Raw genomic sequence first — 20475 nt, forward strand, 5'->3', positions numbered from 1 at the left:
TTAATATCCGCCGCCAGCAAGTAAAGGATTTCAAAAATTACTTGTTTTACAACGCATTACCAGCGCAAGTTCAGCTGATCTCGGTCAGTTGTCTTTCTATTTTTTTAAAAGTAGAGAGACAACAAATTTGAGATTCGGCATGAACACACAAACTACCTCAGCTCCAGCTTCAATCCAAAGCCAAACGACTTGGCAATCTAAAGCAATTCTTAGCGTAGCCATTCTTAATGGCGACCACTTCTGTTGGTCCTGGTTTCCTTACGCAAACTGCAGTATTTACCAACATCTACAAAGTCGACATGGCCTTCCCTGTTTTCGCTTCGATGTTTATCACCTTCGGTATCGTGATGAACTTGTGGCGCATTGTTGGCGTATCTGGCTTACGCATTCAAGATATTGCAAACAAAGTCGCACCGGGTATGGGCTACGCAGTCGGTATTCTGCTTGCGCTTGGCGCCGTCGCCTTTAACTTTGGTAACGTCAGTGGTGCTGCACTAGGTATTAATGTTCTTACCGGCGTTGATACAACTTGGGGAGCGCTATTTACTGGCTTAATCGGTAGTTTACTGTTTGTCGTCCACAACGCGTCAAAGCGTATGGACCAAATGGCGCGTTACCTTGGTTTGTTCATGATTATTCTCATTGCCTACGTGGCGATGACGAGCCTACCGCCAATGGGCGAAACCATGAGCGCAGCGGTAATGCCGTCTGACTTTGGTAGCCTACTTCTTCCGACTCTGACCATCGTAGGTGGTGCGGTTGGTGGTTACTACACAGGCGCACAGCGTTTGGTTGATATTGGCCTACAAGGCAAAGAAAACATCCCATCAATCAAAACAGCGGCTTGGGCAGGTATCTCTATCGCGGTTGTGATTCGTATTCTTCTGTTCTTAGCGGTATTCGGTGTTATCTCTGCCGGTGCTGTACTTGATAGCTCAAACCCAGCGGCCGATGCTTTCCGTCAAGGCGCAGGTGAAACAGGTTACTTCATCTTTGGTTTGGTTCTGTTTGTCGCATCGATTACTTCGGTAGTGGGTAACTCTTACATGGCTATCTCACTAATCAAAACCCTATTCCCTACCGTAGCGCGTAACGAAAAAGCATGGTGTGTGGCGTTCATCCTAGTGACGAGCCTTGGCACCGTGACCATGAACATGCCAATTCTACTGTTGATGCTAGCTGGCCTAGTGAACAGCATCATCCTACCAATCGTGTTGGGTATCGTACTTGCTGCAACCCGTCGCAAAGACATCATTGGTGAATACAAGCACCCTGTATACCTAACGGCAATCGGTGCAACAATTGTGGTGGTAATGGCAGCATCAAGTGTGACCAACATTGGTAACTTCGTGAGTAAGTTTATCGGTTAATCTCATCCCCGACACCCTACACTGTCCAATCTAAAAAGAGTCGTTCGCGGCTCTTTTTGCTATTGATGAGCGACAAGCCCCCTAGCCATTTAGCCATTTAGCCATTTAGCGTAAAGCTTTTCACAAATTCAATGAATGTGCGGTCAGCAATAGAAAGATAACCGTCTTTACGCCAAGCCAATGCCAAATCCAGCTTAACCGGTTGTTCAAATGGAATCCCGACCAGATCAGATTCATAGTGAGTCACCAATTCCAGCAAGGCGGTTATGGCAAATTCGCGGCGAACAATGCTTAAGATAAGTGGCAACAAGTTGGTTTCAAAGCCACATTGCAATTGATGGTTATGCTGCTTCGCTTTTGCTTCAATATAATCTCGATGAAAATAGCCATCTTTAAACATCACCAACTCTTGTTGGAAAAAATCATCAAAGCTCAATGATGAGCGATCGGCGAAAGGATGTTCACGCCCGACAACCGCCACCATTTCAGAGCTGATCAAGTGATCGGTTTCTAAATCTTCCGGTACGTTATCTTGATTGATCACACCAATATCGAGTTCGCCATCAAGCAACATTTGACGAATGGAACTGGTGCCCGCATCAATCAAAACTAGCTTTAAGTTCGGATAGTGACTTTTAAATGCCATTAAAACCTGCGGAAAAAAGTACGAGCCCATCATGCTGGGCGCACCCAGTCGCACTTCACCTTTCTCTAACCCTTTCAATTCATCCATCGCCAGTTTCGCATCTTCAATTTGTTGCAAGACCCGTTTAGCGTGTTCAAACAACACCCGCCCTTCGTCAGTCAATTCGACGCGTTTTTCATTTCGGTGAAACAACACCATACCCAGTGTTTGTTCAAATTTCTTGATTGAAATACTCAGCGCAGGCTGAGCGATGTGCAGCGCTTTGGCGGCTTGCGTAAAGTGTCCAAATTCGGCGACCGTAACAAAATGGCGGAGCTGTTTTGAGTTCATGATATAAAAATTATATTGAGTGCATATTTTTAATATATTTTATTTATCCCTGTTACACTGATAATTTGATCACAATTGCTCTCAACAATCAGATGATGTCATGATTGAATATCGCTCTCCTCAATATCATAAAGTCACGTTAAGCCTCGCCCTTGGCTCGTTTCTGGTTTTCTGTAACTTATACCTATTTCAGCCCATGTTGCCTTATATGGCGGGGCACTTTGCCGTGTCAGAAACGCAAATCAATTGGATTTTCGCAGCCAGTACCCTGGCCCTTTCACTCTCACTGATCCCTTGGGCGGTCAGTTCTGAGCGCTTTGGCCGTAGAAATGTCATGTTATTTGGGCTGCTGGCATTGCCCTTCATCAGCGGCGCGATGTTATTCACCGATTCGTTAATCGGCTTAGTGTTGTTACGAGCAGCAATGGGCATTGCGCTGGCCGCTTTCGCTTCTGTGGCGGTGGCTTATATGGTTGAAGAGCTGAGCGGAAAAGCCTTTAGCCAAGCGATTGGCACGTATATCGCCGCTAACTCATTGGGTGGGATTTGTGGCCGTATCCTTGGCGGCGTGCTGACTGAACATTTAGGCTGGCAATCAGCCGTACTGACAATGGCCATCGTTACCATTATCGGCACACTGCTCGTCGTATGGCTACTGCCGCATCAACGTCATTTTAAAGCGCAAAAAGGTCGGTGGCGTTACCACCATCGAGCCCTATTATCTCATTTGAAAAATCGTACGATTTGGTTGGCGATGGTAATTGGCGGATTGAACTTCGCGCTATTTGTAAATCTCTATTCTGTGATGGCGTTTCGCTTAGTTGCACCGCCTCATCATTTATCCATTGGCATCGCCTCGATGATTTTTTTGTGCTATCTCGCGGGGACATTAAGCGCCCAACTCACCGCAACATGGAATCGTCGTTATAGCGCCGTTAATGGCATGCTGCTTGGCACGACTATCAGCTTATTGGGCATGGTCGTGGCCTACTTTGATCACCTAATATGGATGGTTGCAGGGTTACTGTTGATCAGCTTTGGCGCGTTTTTCACCCACACTCTGGCTTACGCCTGGGTTAGCCAAAAAGCCAAACGAGCTAAAGCCACGGCGACCGCCCTCTATCTCGTTCACTATTACATTGGCGGTAGTTTAGGTGGGTTCTATCTTATCTATAGCTGGCAACATAGTGGCTGGATTGGAGTGATGATGGCGGGAAGTATCCTTTACTTGGCCCTCTTCGGATTGTGCTTACGCCTACAAGCAAAACCTAAAAACCAAATGACGAAATCTGGTATCATGGCCCGGTAAAACTAGCCTCATGCCATTATAAAAATTCAATCGGCATGCAAACATCAGGAAACACAATGAATTGTCCACACTCAAGCCAAGCCTCAGCTCAACCATCGAATGAGAGCACCGACGTCGCTGCACAAGTGAATCAATGGCTTAACGATGTTGTTATTGGATTGAACCTTTGCCCTTTTGCCGCAAAGCCACAACGCAACAAACAAATTGATATTTTCGTCAGCTCAGCGAGCAAAGAAGAGGCGTTGTTAGAAGATATTTTTAACCAGTTTCTCAGACTTGAGCAAACACCCGCGGAAGAACTTGAAACCGTATTGGTCGCTATTCCTAATATGCTGGCTGATTTTTGGGATTACAATCTGTTTATTGATTGGGTTGAAGGACTAATTCACCAACAAAACTGGGATGGTCAATTCCAAGTCGCGACTTTCCATCCGGATTATTGTTTTGCTGATTGCGAACCCGATGATGACTCGAACCTAACCAATCGCTCACCCGTGCCGGTTTTCCACTTGATTCGCGAAGAGAGCATGGCGAAGATTTTAAAACACTACCCTGATCCAGAAGCGATTCCAGAGATCAACATTGCACGTGTTGGCGCGCTCACTGACGAAGAACGTAAACAACTGTTCCCTTACCTATTCAGTTAAGCCAATCATCATGATTGTTAGCGCCGACACGCTGCGCTAACAATCTATTTAATCGCTCACATGACTAAATCACAATGGTGCTGATGCGCCTCATTCCTTTGCGAAGATCGCTACGTCATGACATTATCTGATTAGTCATGTACAATTAATGCAACTAACAAGAGGAGCATTGATATGGCCAATACCTCAAATTCAAAGCGCCAAAAAGCCACGTTTACCCCTAGCTTAAAGAACTTCACAACCAGCTTGGGTTATGAAGGTATGATTATAAAGAAGAAGTCAAACTCATCTTTATCCTTGGCTACACTATCGAGTGGCCTACCATCACGCGACAAGAATGGGTTGATGCAAATATAGCTGGCGTATCATTTAATTTAGAGCCACTAATTAAAATATTTCATTTAGCCCTATCTAGAGAAAAACAAGACTAAATTTTATGTGATTGCATTAGTTGGAATAGCCCAGACTCAAGTGCTGGGTTTAACCAGATTTTTGCTGTGGTATATAACGGGGCATTTGGTGTTTCACCCCCTTGTCAGCACACCTTTGGACAGTTCCGTGTTACGACTGCTAGTTGATATCGGACTTTCGGATAGATTTTGCTTTGGTAAAAAGAAAGACGTCACCAGAAATTTTTCAGTTCACATCAAAAAACATCGGCACCCCTTGTCCGGACTATAAAATTAAAACACTTGAGGACCCTGAGATTCGAAAGAAGTTTAACTCTTCCTTTCTGAACTTGAAACCAGACAGCCGCTAACCAAACTTACTAAAAGTGATTGACGGCTCTAGTTGCTTTTATAAATTGTCAATAAAACCGACCGGCAGGCCATTTGCTCTTTCTGAACTATATTGTGCAACGATAAAACCTGACAAATCACTGACTATATGATCGGGGACATCATTATCTACCAGAATAACCTGACTAACTTTATCTCTGTTCTCAAATTTTTCCGTTAGCCCAATGATGAATTCATAGATATTCTTATACTTCATTGGATCAGACACTGCCTCTATCTCGTCTTCCACTTTCTCATCAGAGCTGATTTCATAATTCTGCTCCTTCGTTTTGCCAAGGTACTTACCTACAGTATCTATCATGAGAAAAGAAGGGTAATTTATATTCGACTCCAAAGACGCCTCTAATAGCGAGCACAAATACCCTATACTTACGATAGTCCTCAAGCCACCTGACGTGAGATTTGAATATTCGATACCTCTGACCTTTGCAGAAAAGCTAACTGGGTCAAAGGAAATATCACTTGGTGATTTGATTTTTACAAACTTCAGATAATTGTCGAGATAATCTCCAAGATCACTCAACACCTCAACCATGGAAGGTGCTGTTTTCTTCAAGTTATCAATTTCTTCTTGTAACTTACCGATTCTAATTTCTAAAGACTTAATATTTGTTGAAAGGTGCTTGTGCTGATTTCTAACTTTAAGCCTGTTAACTATATCCTTTCTTTTTTGCTTCAGTTCGCCTAGCTGTAGAGTATACATATCTCTCTCAGCCAAATATGGACTTGTTAGCTCCTTTGTGTTCTTTTCTTGCAATCTCAATGCTTCACTTTCAACATCATCAAGTTTCTTTAGTTCAGAGTTAGTATTATCCAACTCTTGTCTAGCCTGCGAAACAATGGATTCAGTATCCCTTATTCTCCGCTTTAACAAGTTTATCTCGTGAGAAATCTTATCTTTCTCATCAATCGTGAACCGTTCTTTAACAACACTTACATCTAATGTACTATCACAAATGGGACATAGCTCTACTTCTTCATTTATCGCCCCAATTGTACTTCTGGCAGAAATAGAAGCTTTAAACTTATTAACATCATTTACATAATCATTTTTAAGCCTAGTGAATTTTTCAATTTTTAATTTTGTTTCTTGTGATTTCTGAAAAAAGCTTTTCCTCTCCAGAGAGATCTTTTCCAACTCGGATTTTATTATTTTGTATATTTCATTATCGCTGACATTTGATTTATTTAGCTCTGTTAAAGCCGTCTCAACTTCTATAATCTTTTGGTCAATTTTGGTCACGCCATCGTCTAGAGTACTAAGCGTTTCAAATTCTGATTCTCTAAGAAACTCTGCTACCATATTGAATTTATTCTCAATAGCCTTTCGTTCTCTAATCCTATCAGAAAGAAAGCCCTCCAAAGTACTTAGGTTGTTATCAAGTGCATTAAAAATATATTTAAAAACTTCTTTATTCTTAGTTTGTACTACGTAGTTATCTGGTTTAAGAAATGATTTATTACCCAGTGTATCTTGATCTACATAACAAAATTTAAAAATATCTCTAAAGCTAAGTCTAACGAGTTTTGAGTCATCTTTTGTTGGTGACTCCTTCAGCTTAATTTTCGGCAAATCTAATGAATCTAACAGAAAATCAGAATAAAAATCAAGCTCACCATGAGCGGAGGTCTTAGCAAAGCTAGGAAGGTATTTTTTACAAGCGTGATTATCTACAGAATCAAAATTGCAAGGATAGACTTCAATTGGTTGGTTAGGCTTGAATATATCTCTTTTTATTGTATATCTAGTACCATTTAGCTCGACGTCTAAAGCAGCATATTTACCGGAAGCTTCAATTTCTGGGTAGAGATCAAACTTCTTGGAACCAAGCAGGTAATCAATCAGATTTAGTATACTTGATTTACCGGTTGCAGAATCCCCATAGATAATATTTACGCCTTTAAAAAATTTAACTCTATAGTTTTTCTCATGGCCAACAACAATTAGCTCATTAATTAAAATACTACTTGCCATTAAAAAACACCTATTGTAATTAACTTATTTAAAATAGAATTTAACTGAGAAACATTTATACTGAGCGTCGACACTAGCTGTTTAGCGTACAGTTTAATTTCCGAAAAGTACTCCCCTTCTAGTTCCTCAACGATCTTTATCCCAGACTCCGTTAATGAGTACATAAATCCCTCTTTACTTTTATAGCTAACACATACAAGTTTTTTCTGGGACAAAATTGTCAGAATATACTTCATTCTATCTCTGTCAAACAATGGATCTAAATTATATGATATTGCAGATACAGAGTAGTCGTCTCTATTTACAATTAGATTTCCTTTACCTAACTGACGTAAGACATAACTAAGTTTCTGTGGATTTCTAACTAGGTATTCATATAAATGAATTCGTTCATTATTCATCTTCAATACTCCACGTTTAGTAGAGCTTAGGTAATATATAATTATCAGAACTACACTTATGTTTAGATAAATATCGTCATCTGGCTCAACGAACGGTAGTTTCATCATTTCACCTTGTCTATCGACTTATCTTTACACCACCAAATATCACATGTACTATCATTAGCCATTTGGTGTAGCATTCCTTTTTTATGAAAATTCTGAAGTGAAGGGATTAACGACTTGAGTAGAAGTGAATCCTGCTCGGTTATCTTCGTATGTACTTCAGAAAGTAAGATCCCCGAATTAACACTATTATCTGCAAGATATTTATCGTAACTATCTTTATATAGCTGTCGAATATTTACAAATAATCTTTCCAACTTTTCTTTATCATGCCTTGAGTTAAACAGCTTTCTTACAAACTCTGCATTATAATATAACTCTTTAGCGTTATCTTGAGTATCTTCTTCTATATTAGCAACAATTAACTTTAAGACAAAAAGTTCGTTATCCAAATCAGAACCATCTGAATCATTTAACTTTTGAAATCCTATGTCACTCAACTCTTCATTCTTAAATTGTTCTTTAATAAATTTAAGTACACTGAGATATACAATAGCCTGATTATTTTCAGGTTTACAAATTGTAGTATGATCTTCAGCAACTGAAACAATGTCTTTTTCAATTTTGTCGATAGCAACTGCACTATACTTAGTAACGATATTATCGTAACCTCCGTAAAAGTACTTTGTGATTGGCTTGGAATCTAGATATACCCAACTTTGATTGAGCTCGGTAATAAACTGTTCCACAGGGTTTAGGTTTGAAATTTGTAAGTTGCTACTAATAATACTTCCCAAAACTGCGCTTGAAGCACCTTGATGCGGAACAGCCAATGAAATGAAGAGTTTTACCTTGGTGTGACTGTTGAGGTTGAGATCGTTTTTAATCAAGCTTTTAGTAATCAACCCTCCCATACTATGGGCAATCACATAAATATTATCGTACTGCTCTAGAGAAAACCTCAAATGGCTAGATAGATTTTTGGAAAGCTCGTCTATATCAAGATTTCTTTCTTTTTTGTGGGTCCTTCTCCTAATCAAATCTCGAATGCGTCTTGCTTTTTCTTTAGTGTCAGCAAAAAGATTTAGTAGCTCAGTGAAGTAATTATATGAAGCAACATCGAAGTTATCTGAAATCGTTTCATCAGCTAACAAGAGCTCCGGAAACGCAGTACCATTTGCATTCGTCCAAGTTTTCTTTGAGTCTCCTGTAAACCCGTGTACGAACAACACAAGATTGCGACACCCTTCTCTTTTCTGGTAAAAATCAAAATCTTGAGCCATCCTCTTGTACTCCTAATGACAACATGGCAAACAAAGTAGTGACAATATATCAATTAGTTAGGAAGCATAACAGCATCTAGTTGATTATGGTTCAAAAAACCTTACTTTCCGCACGGCTTACCTGTTACAAACTCATGGGATCAGGTCTCGCCTTTTCGTCTCTCGTTACTTTTTGTATATCAAAGTTGACTAGGTATCATCATTGTTTTACTTGGAGGCGTAACTCACAATGGGACAATTCTGTGTTATGAAGTGCCAACTGTGAAGGTTCTGGGCAGAACTTCCCCATTTGAAGGGGATTTCAATGCGCCCAAGATAAATACTACTCTAGGCAAAAATGCAGGACGCATTTTTAGGTTTTCGGCGTCGGGAACGCCTAAAACCGACCGAACAACGACTACCGAACCAAAGCGCCTTTCTGATTACTCTTTGGCAAGGCAAAGAGTAATTGGGCCGCTGATGAGTAGGCTAATAAGAGGCACATAAGTAACAAGCGGAACATACTTCGGATCACAAACGTGTTAGCGGTAAGCTCCCTGCCAGCCAAATCGCTCCCAAGTTTATGCCCTCTCCCATTTGAAAAGCAGACTGACTCATTTCACTCAGCGTGAAAACCATCCAATACCGATAAGTGGATGCGCTTGGTGTGCTTTCTTACTCGAACGAACGACTAATTCGCCCCAAGACATAGCGAGGCGAGCGCTCCTTTGCTAAAATTGCGCGATATTGTTTTTGCCGGATTAAGCGCATGTATTTATCAAAACTGACTCAAGAAATTTTCGATCACCTATACCGTGATATTAACGAATTCCGTAGCACCTTCGACCTACCGGTTGCGGCGCCAGAAAGCTTAGACGACAAAGCCGATACCCTGCACACTTCACTGGCAATTGAAGAGCTTACTGAGCTTGCTGAAGCTGACTCTAAAACAGAGCAAGCGGATGCCATTATTGATAGTGTTTACGTTTTAATGGGTCGCCTTGTGCACCTTGGCCACGAGAAAGTGGAAGACAACGTTGCTATTAGCTACCTGATTGACTTGCTGCTGAATGTTGCGGTTAACCGCGGCATCGAGTTCCTGCCTTGTTGGGACGAAGTACACTCAAGCAACATGAGCAAGGTGTGCCGCAACGAAACGGAATACGCTGAAACTGAAGCGTTTTACGCTGAGCAAGGCATCAAACTGATGGCGGTGACCAAAGGCGATTACATCATTGCTAAGTGTGCTGAAGATTTTGTTTCAGAAGGCAAAACGATTCGCCAAGGCAAAGTATTAAAATCTGTTCATTACCGTCCAGCGGATCTTGTCCCTCTGACGCGTTAATCGAGCTGAAAAACAAAAAACCGCCTTCATGGCGGTTTTTTACTCTCTGCAATCTGCGAACGAAAATAGCCATACTCGCTACAATCGCTGTCTCAAAGCGGCGCCAGCCCAATCAACACTAGTCAAAAACAAGAATACTCTTATCGGCCAGTTCAACACGTTCTACTTGAGTGTTAAACACGCGCGACAATAAACTCGGAGCCAGTACTTCATCGACACAGCCAAACCCTTGCAGTACGCCTTTATCCAGTAAGAGGGCTTTATCCGCATGTTTTAGTGTTCGATTTAAATCGTGATTCGACATCAAAACAGTCAGACCCATCGCAGCGACTTTATCAATTAAACGGTAAAGCAATGCTTCTTGACCAATATCGAGAGGGGCTGCGGGTTCATCCAAAATCAACCATTTTGCGACGGGATTGAGTGTTGGCCAAATTTGCAAACAAATCGCACACAATCGTACTCGCTGCCATTCACCACCAGACAATTGGTGGATGCTTCGGTGTAGCTTATCGTGAAGTTGCAAACAATCTGCAAGTTCATTTATCGCCTCTTCTATTGCCTTCGTGTTGTGCTTTGCCGGTGCAGGGATGGACAAGGCGAGATAATGCGCCACCTCCAAATTAAACACCGGACGATCCGACTGGGTTAAAAATGCTCGATAATCCGCCAGTTGAGAAAGAGAAAGTTGCTTGATATTCATATCCCCCATTCTCACTGAACCTTGCGATTCTAATAAACCCGAAACAGCACTCAATAAGGTACTTTTTCCGCTGCCATTCGGACCAATAACATGGATAATTTCGCCCGGCTTTGCCTCAAACGACAACGGCAACAATCGCGAGCCAACATGGATTGAATTAATGTGCATCATGATTTTTGACCAACATCCAAATAAAAATCGGCGCACCAATGGTCGTCGTTACGACTCCCAGCGGTAATTCAGCCGCATCAAGCGCGGTACGCGCAATCAAATCGGCAAACACCACAAGCACTGCACCAGACAACGCCGAAATTGGCAACAAGTAGCGGTTTTCACTGCCCAATGCCAAACGGAGCAAATGCGGCACGACTAACCCAACGAAGCTAATCACCCCCCCAAGCGCGACGGCCCCGCCTACTAAAATGGAGATGCCCAAAATAAGCTTCCAACGTACCGATTCAACATCAATACCCAGTTGTTTTGCGTGCGTTTCTCCCATCATCATTTTATCGAGTAGCGCACCTTGGCAACACAACCAAATAATCACAGGGATCATCACAAGCGTCAGAACGTGCTGATACCAACTTGCGCCGCCAATACTGCCCATCAGCCAATAAGTTAAAATGCGCAAGCTCAGATCATCGCTAAAATAGAAGGCCCATGTGACCACTGCGCCCGATAGAATCCCCAAGGCGACCCCAACCAGTAACAAACGGGTCGTGGTTAATCGAAGAGCACGTGTCATGACCACCAGCAATAAGGTGAACACCATTGCGCCAAAAACCGCGGAGACCATAAAACCAATTGGCGTTGCGTACGCAGGCAAGAAAAAGAGCAGCAGAACCATCATCACGCTTGCGCCACCTGAAATACCCAGCACGCCCGGCTCAGCCAAGACATTACCCAGTAATACCTGCAATACCGCGCCAGACACCGCCAATGAAGCGCCAATTGCAACCGCTGATAGCAAACGAGGGAGACGTAATTGATGAATTAATTGTTGCTCTAGAGAAGAAAGCGTCTCGAATGGATTGATAAATAACTCACCCACCATGAGATAAATGCCGCTGATGATGACTAGCGATACCGCTACCCATGCAATTGTTTGTTGCCATCGTTTATGCTTGCGTACAAGCAGTTGAGTAAATTCCATAATAAGCGGTGTTAAATCCGTATCACGTACGATACTTAGAGCAAAAAATAATGGCCCAACGATACCGTTAGGCCATTAGAATAGAAAGACAAAACTGGTATGCCGTGTTTAATCGTAGACGATTTGGTCATCTTCAAAGCGCACTTGTACGGGGCAAATCATTAATGCCGCACGCTGACCAATTTCAACATCATGATTCGGAAAGACAATCGCTTCCTCCTCATTTTTGGCCATCAACGGTTTATCGCCATCGTGACCAAACACTTCACCGTGTTTAAAGCTCGTGAAATTTTCAACATTGTCATCAAATAAGAAACCAAAATCTTCGTGAATGCGCACAATGGTCCGACTGACTCGATACATGATTGGCTTACGAGGAAAATGCTCCGCTTCACTCGCGCTTATTAGGTCTCTCAACGCCAAATCAAACGCTACGATTTTGCGTAAATCGTTATCCCCTATTCTCGCAACACTGCCTAACTCCACCGTCAAGGCTTGCGCGGCAAACATATCGGCACTGAACCAACTGAATGTGCTCGATGGCGCATTAGAGAATAGTAAGGCTTCTAAATGGGCGCTGCACACGAACGTCATTAACGCTCGGCTACGAACCGGATGGCGAGTCTTCGGGCTTACCGCAAATGAGTAGTGTTTCGATGGGCGAATGGCACAATGTAAATCAAAATGCCAACGCTGGCTTTCTTCCGTTCCGATATAGAACGCGCTCACCGATTCCTTTAATTGCTCGGCAATCGGCAATTCTTTACTAGGCGCATGCGGCTTGTTATCAAAGAGTCGATTAAGATTCGTTTCGATGCAACGCGTGTGAGCATTCGTTGCCTCAGGATAGGCAATGATAAAGAGCAATCGCTCTTTGACAGGCTGAAAACCAGTTTCGATATCATCAATAATCTTGTCAATCAGTTCCATCGGCGCGGTTTCGTCACCATGGATGCCACACGAAATCACCACGTGTTTACTGTTTGTATCAAGATGCGCGGGGATCACTTCCAAAACACCGCGCTTGTGAAGTTTAAAACGCGTACCTGACGCAACAACCGCTTCGCCCGCAGGCATGTCGTTGGTTAGGTCTAAGCTGTCAAAAAGAAAAGATTGTCGAAATAATTTCTTCGTCATGCGTTACTCCTCTATTGCACAGCGATATGTTAATAAAATGTTTCAACCAATTTTGTTGCGGCGATCGCACTTATGAATAGGGATCACGTGCTTCATCCAAAAAACAAATATTACCACACTACATAAATCTCAGATTCATATAGAGAAGAAAGCAAATACGGTACTAAATAGCCGAGTAATGACTCGGCTAAATGATTGTACCATAAGATAAAATGAAAATTTGTTGATCTAAAACGGATTCCTTATCGAGTTTCGTCTTGCTGCGCGAGTAATGCCTCAAATTGAGTGACTTTTTCATTCACCATTTGAAGGCTCTGCTGCCAAAATGCGGGCTGAGTCAGATCCATCCCCAAATGTCGCTCCACCACCTCTTCCGCCATCATCGAGCCGGTATCTCGTAATAGCTGCACATAATCTCGATAAAAGTGCTCACCTTTCTGCTCGCGTTGCGCATACACGCCTTTACTGAATAAGTAACCAAACAGATACGGATAATTATAAAAGCTGACCTCTGAAATAGAGAAATGCAGCTTGCTCGCCCAAAAATACGGGTCGCTTTCGCTCATTGAATCGCCGTACCAATCACGCCATGTTTCATCCATGAGTTCACAAAGTTGCTCAGCACTTAACTCTCCGGTTTGGCGACGTTCATAGAAACGCTTTTCAAATTCAAAACGAACCGGAATGTTCACAATAAGCGCATACGCAGAAGATAACTCCTCCCACAGCATTTCCAGTTTTTCTTGGCGCGTTTGTGCTTTCGCTAGCAAGAAATCACGAACAATATTTTCAGCAAAAATAGACGCGGTTTCCGCCAGCGTCATTGGGTAGCGAGTTTGACACAATGGCATATCACGCATCACCCAGTTGTGGAATGCATGCCCCAATTCATGGGCGAGCGTCATAAGATCTGAACGGCTCCCACCCCATGTCATAAAGACAAGCGGAGTGCGTGTGGCCGCAAACTTGGTGCAATAAGCGCCTAAGCGTCGATTCGGTGTCGGTTTTGCATCAATCCAACCATTTTCAACCATCAAGTCGACAAAGTCTGCCATTTCTTGATCGACTTCCGCAAACGCTTGTTTGATGACGGTGATGGCTTGATCAAATGAATACGTCTCTGGCGCATCACCGGATAAACTTGGCATACCCGCTAGGTGATTCCATGGTTTCATTTGTTCTAAACCATGTACTTTTGCCATCAGTTGACCGGCCTTTTGACCGATCTCTCGTTGTGCTTTCGTGGTTTCAATCAGCGCGTTAAGCGTCTCTGGTTGAATGCGGCTTTGATGTAAACTTGGGTCAAGGAAGTGGACGTCAGTGGCATAAGAACGTTTTTGATATTCACTCAAACGCCAACCCGATAGCGCATTTAGAATCGCGGCAAAACTCTCTTGATGAGTTTGCATCGCTTTTTGAATGCCACGCCACGCAGGCTCTTGCTTTTCAAAATCAGTGCCGTAAAGCAAGCTAGCCGCTTGTGAAAAACCTAATTGAGTACCGTCTTCGAGGTCGATCTGCAACGCGCCAGTCAGGTTATTGTACAATCGCCCCCAGGCATCGCGTCCATCAACCCCCATTGCGGTCAACAATTGCTCCTGCCCGACACTGAGCTTGGTATCGGCGATCTGACGATCGCATGCAATCAAAAAAGCTTGTCCATAAACATCACCGCTATCGTGATCCAAGACTTGTTGAATTGTGGCCAGCGGCGCGTTGGCCAGTGTCTCTTGATAAGGTGTGTACGCTTGCGACAATTGCGAACTGAGTTTCGCAATTTGCCCCACTAACCCTTTCGCCTCTTGGTTAACCGCATCAATAGAAGCATGGCACTGAGCAAAGGTGTTGATTGTGGAGAGCAGTTTACCGGCCGCCTCTTTCGTCTGAATCGCATTTTGCATCACACTGATCGCCTCACGACGCTCAACATGTTGCTCAAGCACGTCAATACACTGCTCAATTAAGAGAATATCTTGGGCAATTTTTGCATCATGAATATCTTGATAAGCAATAGATAAGTTCCAACTCGGTGTGGTCATTATTTTTCCTTTCTCATGCTGGCTCACTCAATGGAGAGCGGCGATCCTATCGAGCATACTTGAGTATATATTTGCTCTGAATGGGTTATTTTTATATGTGATATTGATTGATTGCCGATTTGCAGAATGGAGAATAACGCCGGATTTCGCCAATCTAGACCCAGCACTCTGGCCAAAATCATGCGTATCGTACCGCCATGAGCAATCAATAAGGTATCTTGCGTTAATTGCGAGGTTAGCGCATCCCAACCGTCTGAAACGCGGGAATAAAACGCATCTAAAGGCTCAGCCCCAGGCAATGGATGATGAGCAGGATCTTGCCAAAACCGCTCTAAGACATCCCAATGCTGAGTCAAATGGTCAAACGGTACCCCGTCAAACTGGCCAAAGTTCATTTCCTTAAATGCCGCGTCAATGCTCAGCGTCAACGCGGAATTATTATTTGTTAAGCCCTGTCCCACCTCTAAACAACGTTTCAATGGTGACGTCACCACGTTTTCTACCGAAGGAAAACGTGACCGTATATCGCGACAAATCGATTGTTGCGTTAGAGGGGCAACCTCGACATCCGTATGACCATTTAGAGCGGGTTCACCGAGCGTCTTCCCATGACGTAGAAGATAAATGTTCACCGTTTTCATCGGTATTATCCTTTCAGCGTCATGGGTAAACCCGCGGCGACAAATGTGACTTTATCAGCCACTTTCGCGATCGCTTGGTTCATCCACCCCGCGTGATCAACAAATAAACGAGTGACTTCCCCCATCGGAATAATTCCGAGCCCCACTTCATTCGAGACAACAATAATAGTCGCAGGACTAGAGGCTAATGCGGCGACAAGTCGATCGACATGTTGTGTGATAGCGGCTTCATCGGCCGTTTCGCCTCCCTCAAAAATCACATTGCTCATCCAAAGCGTAAGACAATCAATCAAGATCACATCGTGTTGGTGAAAGGATTCGATTAATGTGGCGACTTCCAGCGCACATTCATGTAATTGCCATGACTCGTCTCGTCTTGCTTGATGATGCGCAATGCGATGTGACATTTCATCATCGCTTTTGGTGGCCGTCGCCACATAGTGACGATGCTCTTGAGGGAATTGGAGTACGCAAGATTCCGCAAAACTCGATTTTCCAGAACGCGCACCACCGAGTACTAAATGAAGACTCATAGGATATGTGTAAACCACGCCAGTATTATTAAATAGCTTAGCAGTTCCATTAACTGCTGCGCCGCCCCTAAACAATCGCCCGTAAAACCGCCAATGCGCCGGATTAGCCACGTTTTAAACAACGCTCTAAAGATGACAGCGGCAATCAATAACAAAGCCGCGAGCGCGACAGGGAGCAGTAAAGCACTCAAGACCGCGGTGGCGATAAGAACGGCTAAATCCGTTTTACTTTGTCGGTTCGCTAATGGCTTACTTTTGCTGCTGTCTAAATCCGCCACATAAGGCATATCAAAAATCAATGAAGCGGCGACACAACGGCTCAGGGTGTAAGTAACCAGAATCGTCAAAAACATGGACGTGATAGACGCAACTTCCGTTAATAACACATATTTCGCCAATAACGCCATCACAAGCGTTGCCGCGCCGTAGGTGCCAATGCGGCTGTCTTTCATTATGGTCAGACGACGCTCTAACGTCATGCCACCACCAATGCCATCCGCCATATCGGTCAGGCCATCTTCATGAAAGGCACCTGTCAGCAATAAACTGCTGGCCATTGTGAGTAAGACCGCCACATTCGCAGGCCAAAGCAGGTTAAAAAGGCAATAAAGCCCGCCACAAATAGCGCCAAGCAGTACACCAACCACGCCAAAATAACGGCCCGCTTGGTTCATGCGTGACTCTGAATACGGGGTAGAACTTGGAATCGGCAAGCGAGAGAAAAAGCCCAAAGCAAGCCAAAACAATTGAAGCTGATATAACGCGGATTGTCGCATTACATTTCTACCCCAGCTTGTTCAAAACTGGCCATATGATTGTAAAACTCAACCGTGGCTTTAATCATCGGTACCGCCAATACCGCTCCCGTGCCTTCTCCGAGACGAAGAGACAAATCAAACAACGGCGTTGCCGCTAACTCTTGCAACATGAATTTATGGCCTGATTCATGGGACTGGTGAGCAAACAGCATATACTCTCGGCAACTTGGCTGTATTTTCGCCGCTACATACGCGGCCGCCGTCGCGATAAAACCATCGACGATCACAGGCGTTTGATGTTTTTCGGCCGCGAGAAAAGCCCCGACCATTTGAGTGATCTCAAACCCGCCTACCTGACGCAGTATTTCCAGAGGTTTCTGCCCGCGACAACGATTCACGCCGTGTTGCACAAGTCGGCGTTTTAAGCGTATCTGTTGATCATTAATCCCCGTCCCATAGCCAACGCATTTTTCCACGCTGCGACGAGATAACGCTGCCAGTATCGCGGCGGCACTGCTTGTATTACCAATCCCCATTTCACCGAACATAATGAGGTTTGAACCCGAATCAATCACTCGCTTAACGATTTTTTCGCCAAACTCTAAGCCTTGGTCCACTTGCTCTTTTGTCATGGCCGGTTGCTGGGCGAAGTTCTCTGTCGACTTACCCAAGCGTTGCGAGATCAGCTGCGCAGAATCGCTCTTTACTGGCTCAACGATCCCTGCGTCCACCACCAACATCTCAACATCATTTGCGCGGCAAAAGCAGTTAACGGCAGCACCACCCGCAAGGAAGTTTTTCACCATTTGTTGGGTCACTTCTTGAGGTGCAATACTCACCCCTTCACGCGCAATACCATGGTCGCCGGCGAACACAATTACGGTCGGTTTATTGATTGTGATGTTCGTGACGGCGTCACGTTTATTCTGACTTTGAATCAATGCCAACTGGTGAGCAACACGCTCTAACTTGCCTAAAGAACCCAGTGGTTTGGTTTTTTGGTTTATGCGATGCCAAATGGCATCAGAATGGGATTTATCTAACATCGTTTGTTCTACTTATTTCGGCCTAGACACTGAAAAGGTCTTTTCTAAAACTGCATAATCGCCGCCACCAAGACGGCACAAAGGGTTGACATCCATTGCGTCAATTCTCAGACGATCGGTTTGGTGGTCAATAATGCGTGGATCAAGATAAGCCTGCTCAATTTCTGCAAAAACAAGATATTGAGGGGCATCACCCAGTTCTTTGATTTCGTAAAGTTTGCATGCAAATGCAATCGAGCACGCTTTTACTCGCGGGAGTTCAAAGCCTTCAAATTCGCACAATTCAAGTTCGCACTCCTCCACTTCAGATTCGCCATGTGGCAAGGAGGCTGCGGTTTGAGTCACTGTGTTGGCAAGATCAGCGCTCGCAATATGGATAACCAATCTTCCCGTTTCCAGCACATTACGCACCGTGTCTTTCATTTCACCGTCCGGCTTATGCCCAACGGAAAACATCAATAAAGCCGGTTGGCTCGACACTGGCGCAAAATAAGAAAAAGGCGCGAGGTTATAATTGTCACTCCCCGATTCGGTTAATACCCATGCCACGGGGCGTGGAATTATCGCTTGAGTCAACAAATGGTACACCTGCGAAGGTGCAAGGGTGCTCATTTCAATATTCATAGACGTCCTTGACTTCATTGAATGACTATACACAAGTCACTTGGCGTTTCAGGTAGGTGGCAAACGGATGAATCCCCATGAGCATAGATTAACTCGATGATTGAAATAAGCGTTGCCAACACCACGACGACTTCAAGCAGAACGGGTATATAACAAGTCAGCGCCGCATCAATTCAGCACATAACATTGCTTAAGTGTAACCGTTGAAACGCTTTATTCTCTAGTGAATCCTGATTTACCCATCAATAAATCCATCAATTATCACTCTTTTTGTCATTATTGATGTTCATTCTCTTTTACTATCCCCAAACAACTTAAAGATGCGGGTAGCCGACAAGCAAACAAAACCTCTGAGCATACCGAAGCGTTGAGGCGCGATAGAATGAAGCATGAAGGTGCCGATCAACATTGCGACGACGGCAAGTCGGACTCGGCCATTTGATATTGTTGGTAGTACACGCGAGTTTAATCACCCGATGTCAGGCGGTTTGAATGGTCAAATTGCAATGCAAAAGAAGAAACGCCACACGCTCTCTCTAGGTTGCTGTTTTATCGAGAATAAAAGTTGGCCCGTTTTATGATTGTTTTACTCTGTACGCAACCCTTTGATCGCTAATCTCATCCATTGACATGGAGAGAAGCGACGAAGCAATAATGACGTGGAGGAACAAATGTTAGCGAACCAAAGCCGCAGACCGGCAAAACCCGCGCCTCAAAAAAACAATAAAAAACGCACGGTGCCACTTTCACTGACTTAGTGAGTTTAAAATACAATCACAAAACCAGCCGAAAGGTTGGTTTTTTTATACTTCATCATAGACTTATCCATGCGGATCATCGATGCTTAGGAAAAAATCAAATGGAATAAACGCATGAGTAAAGAACAAGTCGTCATCATTGCCGGCGCAACCGGGCTGATAGGTACGGAATTATTAAAACTCATGCTCGCAGAGCGCGCGATTGACCACATCTACGCGCTGACTCGCAAAGGATTGGCGTTTACTCATCCGAAATTAGAAGAAATACGCGATTCTGAATTACGTATTCTCGATTGGGACGAGACCCTTCCAACGCCTGAAAAAGGCTATATCTGCCTTGGAACAACACGAAAACAAGCCGGTTCTAAATCCGCGCTCGAAGCGGTGGATTACCATCTTGTTTGTGATGTAGCGAAAAACATGGCTTTGCTTGGCGTGAAGCACCTCACCGTCGTTTCAAGTTATGGCGCGAATCCTCGCTCCTCTTCTCACTATCTGCGTTGCAAAGGCAAAATGGAATTAGCGTTGGAAAACCTTGGGTTTGAGCATGTCACCTTTGTTCAGCCAGGGCCTTTAGTCGGATTGCGCGATACCCCGAGAAGCGACGAAACCATCTTACAAGGCCTACTTAAAATCCTTCGTCCTATTATGATTGGTCGCTTAGCGCGCTTTATTCCTATCAAAGCGGAATTAGTCGCCAGAGCCATGTTGTATGCCTCGTTCGCCTCTAACCCACGTCCTATCGAAGTTTTTGATAGTGTCGCGATGCGTGAGCTGCTCAATAAATACAAATAATTTCGTGGAATCCAAGTGATTCTGCTTAATTTATCGGCACGCATACCTTTTAATAACAAAACCTTATAATTCATACGTTTTTGTCATTTCATTCTTACCCACTAAATCATTACCTTGTGACGCCTGTCTCCATTTCTGGTCGATACTGAAAAGCGGTA

18 protein-coding genes and 1 pseudogene are annotated in these 20475 nt (G+C 43.9%); 6 read left to right on the forward strand and 13 right to left on the reverse strand.

The window, feature by feature from the left end; all coding sequences use genetic code 11:
• Positions 1-139: 139 nt before the first annotated feature.
• Positions 140-1370, forward strand: a pseudogene (locus OJ16_RS00695) (NRAMP family divalent metal transporter).
• 97 nt (positions 1371-1467) lie between these two features.
• Here the strand turns inward: OJ16_RS00695 and OJ16_RS00700 are convergent.
• The gene (locus tag OJ16_RS00700) at positions 1468-2346 is read right to left on the reverse strand and encodes a LysR family transcriptional regulator (protein ID WP_040986395.1); all 879 of its coding nucleotides are present in this window, start codon (positions 2344-2346) and stop codon (positions 1468-1470) included.
• 100 nt (positions 2347-2446) lie between these two features.
• On the opposite strand from OJ16_RS00700, the gene OJ16_RS00705 reads away from it, so the two are divergent.
• Entirely contained in the window at positions 2447-3655 is a 1209-nt protein-coding gene (locus tag OJ16_RS00705) for an MFS transporter (RefSeq protein ID WP_040986397.1), read from the forward strand.
• Between the two features lie 56 nt (positions 3656-3711).
• A complete protein-coding gene (locus OJ16_RS00710) occupies positions 3712-4302 on the forward strand; it encodes a DUF1415 domain-containing protein (RefSeq protein ID WP_040986398.1) in 591 nt (196 codons plus the stop codon).
• Positions 4303-5100: 798 nt separating this feature from the next.
• On the opposite strand, the gene OJ16_RS00715 is transcribed toward OJ16_RS00710, so the two are convergent.
• From OJ16_RS00715 to OJ16_RS00725, 3 genes are read right to left on the reverse strand one after another with little or no spacing between them, the layout of a single operon-like run.
• Positions 5101-7077, reverse strand: coding sequence for a hypothetical protein (locus OJ16_RS00715; protein ID WP_040986400.1), 1977 nt, complete (start codon positions 7075-7077; stop codon positions 5101-5103).
• Positions 7077-7586 (reverse strand): ABC-three component system middle component 4, encoded by a 510-nt coding sequence (locus OJ16_RS20270; RefSeq protein WP_408063493.1) that lies wholly within the window; start codon positions 7584-7586, stop codon positions 7077-7079. The genes OJ16_RS00715 and OJ16_RS20270 overlap by 1 nt, the downstream gene beginning before the upstream one ends.
• Positions 7583-8806 (reverse strand): ABC-three component system protein, encoded by a 1224-nt coding sequence (locus OJ16_RS00725; protein WP_040986405.1) that lies wholly within the window; start codon positions 8804-8806, stop codon positions 7583-7585. Before OJ16_RS00725 ends, OJ16_RS20270 begins: the two co-directional genes overlap by 4 nt.
• Before the next feature lie 748 nt (positions 8807-9554).
• On the opposite strand from OJ16_RS00725, the gene OJ16_RS00730 reads away from it, so the two are divergent.
• On the forward strand, positions 9555-10130 hold the full coding sequence (locus tag OJ16_RS00730; protein WP_040986407.1) for a nucleoside triphosphate pyrophosphohydrolase family protein: 576 nt from the start codon (positions 9555-9557) through the stop codon (positions 10128-10130).
• A 118-nt stretch (positions 10131-10248) separates the two neighbouring features.
• Here OJ16_RS00730 and btuD read toward each other — a convergent pair whose 3' ends face one another.
• The 9 genes from btuD to OJ16_RS00775 all read right to left on the reverse strand — a co-directional run bounded on the left by btuD (position 10249) and on the right by OJ16_RS00775 (position 18764).
• Complete coding sequence (gene btuD / locus OJ16_RS00735) at positions 10249-11004, reverse strand: vitamin B12 ABC transporter ATP-binding protein BtuD (RefSeq protein WP_040986409.1); 756 nt, start codon at positions 11002-11004, stop codon at positions 10249-10251.
• Complete coding sequence (gene btuC / locus OJ16_RS00740) at positions 10991-11986, reverse strand: vitamin B12 ABC transporter permease BtuC (protein ID WP_040986411.1); 996 nt, start codon at positions 11984-11986, stop codon at positions 10991-10993. The genes btuD and btuC overlap by 14 nt, the downstream gene beginning before the upstream one ends.
• A gap of 108 nt (positions 11987-12094) precedes the next feature.
• Positions 12095-13123, reverse strand: coding sequence for a succinylglutamate desuccinylase (locus tag OJ16_RS00745; protein WP_040986413.1), 1029 nt, complete (start codon positions 13121-13123; stop codon positions 12095-12097).
• Between the two features lie 242 nt (positions 13124-13365).
• Positions 13366-15162: a M3 family oligoendopeptidase gene (locus tag OJ16_RS00750; protein ID WP_040986415.1), complete on the reverse strand. Its 1797-nt coding sequence runs from the start codon at positions 15160-15162 to the stop codon at positions 13366-13368.
• A gap of 23 nt (positions 15163-15185) precedes the next feature.
• Complete coding sequence (locus tag OJ16_RS00755; protein WP_040986417.1) at positions 15186-15803, reverse strand: histidine phosphatase family protein; 618 nt, start codon at positions 15801-15803, stop codon at positions 15186-15188.
• A gap of 5 nt (positions 15804-15808) precedes the next feature.
• Entirely contained in the window at positions 15809-16336 is a 528-nt protein-coding gene (cobU, locus tag OJ16_RS00760; RefSeq protein ID WP_040986420.1) for a bifunctional adenosylcobinamide kinase/adenosylcobinamide-phosphate guanylyltransferase, read from the reverse strand.
• On the reverse strand, positions 16333-17112 hold the full coding sequence (locus tag OJ16_RS00765; RefSeq protein ID WP_040986422.1) for an adenosylcobinamide-GDP ribazoletransferase: 780 nt from the start codon (positions 17110-17112) through the stop codon (positions 16333-16335). The genes cobU and OJ16_RS00765 overlap by 4 nt, the downstream gene beginning before the upstream one ends.
• A complete protein-coding gene (cobT, locus tag OJ16_RS00770; RefSeq protein ID WP_040986424.1) occupies positions 17112-18140 on the reverse strand; it encodes a nicotinate-nucleotide--dimethylbenzimidazole phosphoribosyltransferase in 1029 nt (342 codons plus the stop codon). Before cobT ends, OJ16_RS00765 begins: the two co-directional genes overlap by 1 nt.
• A 12-nt stretch (positions 18141-18152) precedes the next feature.
• Entirely contained in the window at positions 18153-18764 is a 612-nt protein-coding gene (locus OJ16_RS00775) for a flavin reductase family protein (RefSeq protein WP_040986425.1), read from the reverse strand.
• Between the two features lie 389 nt (positions 18765-19153).
• On the opposite strand from OJ16_RS00775, the gene OJ16_RS00780 reads away from it, so the two are divergent.
• Both OJ16_RS00780 and OJ16_RS00785 read left to right on the forward strand, forming a co-directional pair.
• Positions 19154-19345, forward strand: coding sequence for a hypothetical protein (locus tag OJ16_RS00780; protein WP_040986427.1), 192 nt, complete (start codon positions 19154-19156; stop codon positions 19343-19345).
• A 291-nt stretch (positions 19346-19636) separates the two neighbouring features.
• Positions 19637-20317 carry a Rossmann-fold NAD(P)-binding domain-containing protein gene (locus OJ16_RS00785; RefSeq protein WP_040986429.1) on the forward strand — a complete coding sequence of 227 codons (681 nt, stop codon included), beginning with the start codon at positions 19637-19639 and terminating at the stop codon, positions 20315-20317.
• Positions 20318-20475: the final 158 nt, after the last annotated feature.

Origin of the sequence: Vibrio renipiscarius, from assembly GCF_000827885.1 — a bacterium.
GTDB classification, from domain to species: Bacteria; Pseudomonadota; Gammaproteobacteria; order Enterobacterales; family Vibrionaceae; genus Vibrio; species Vibrio renipiscarius.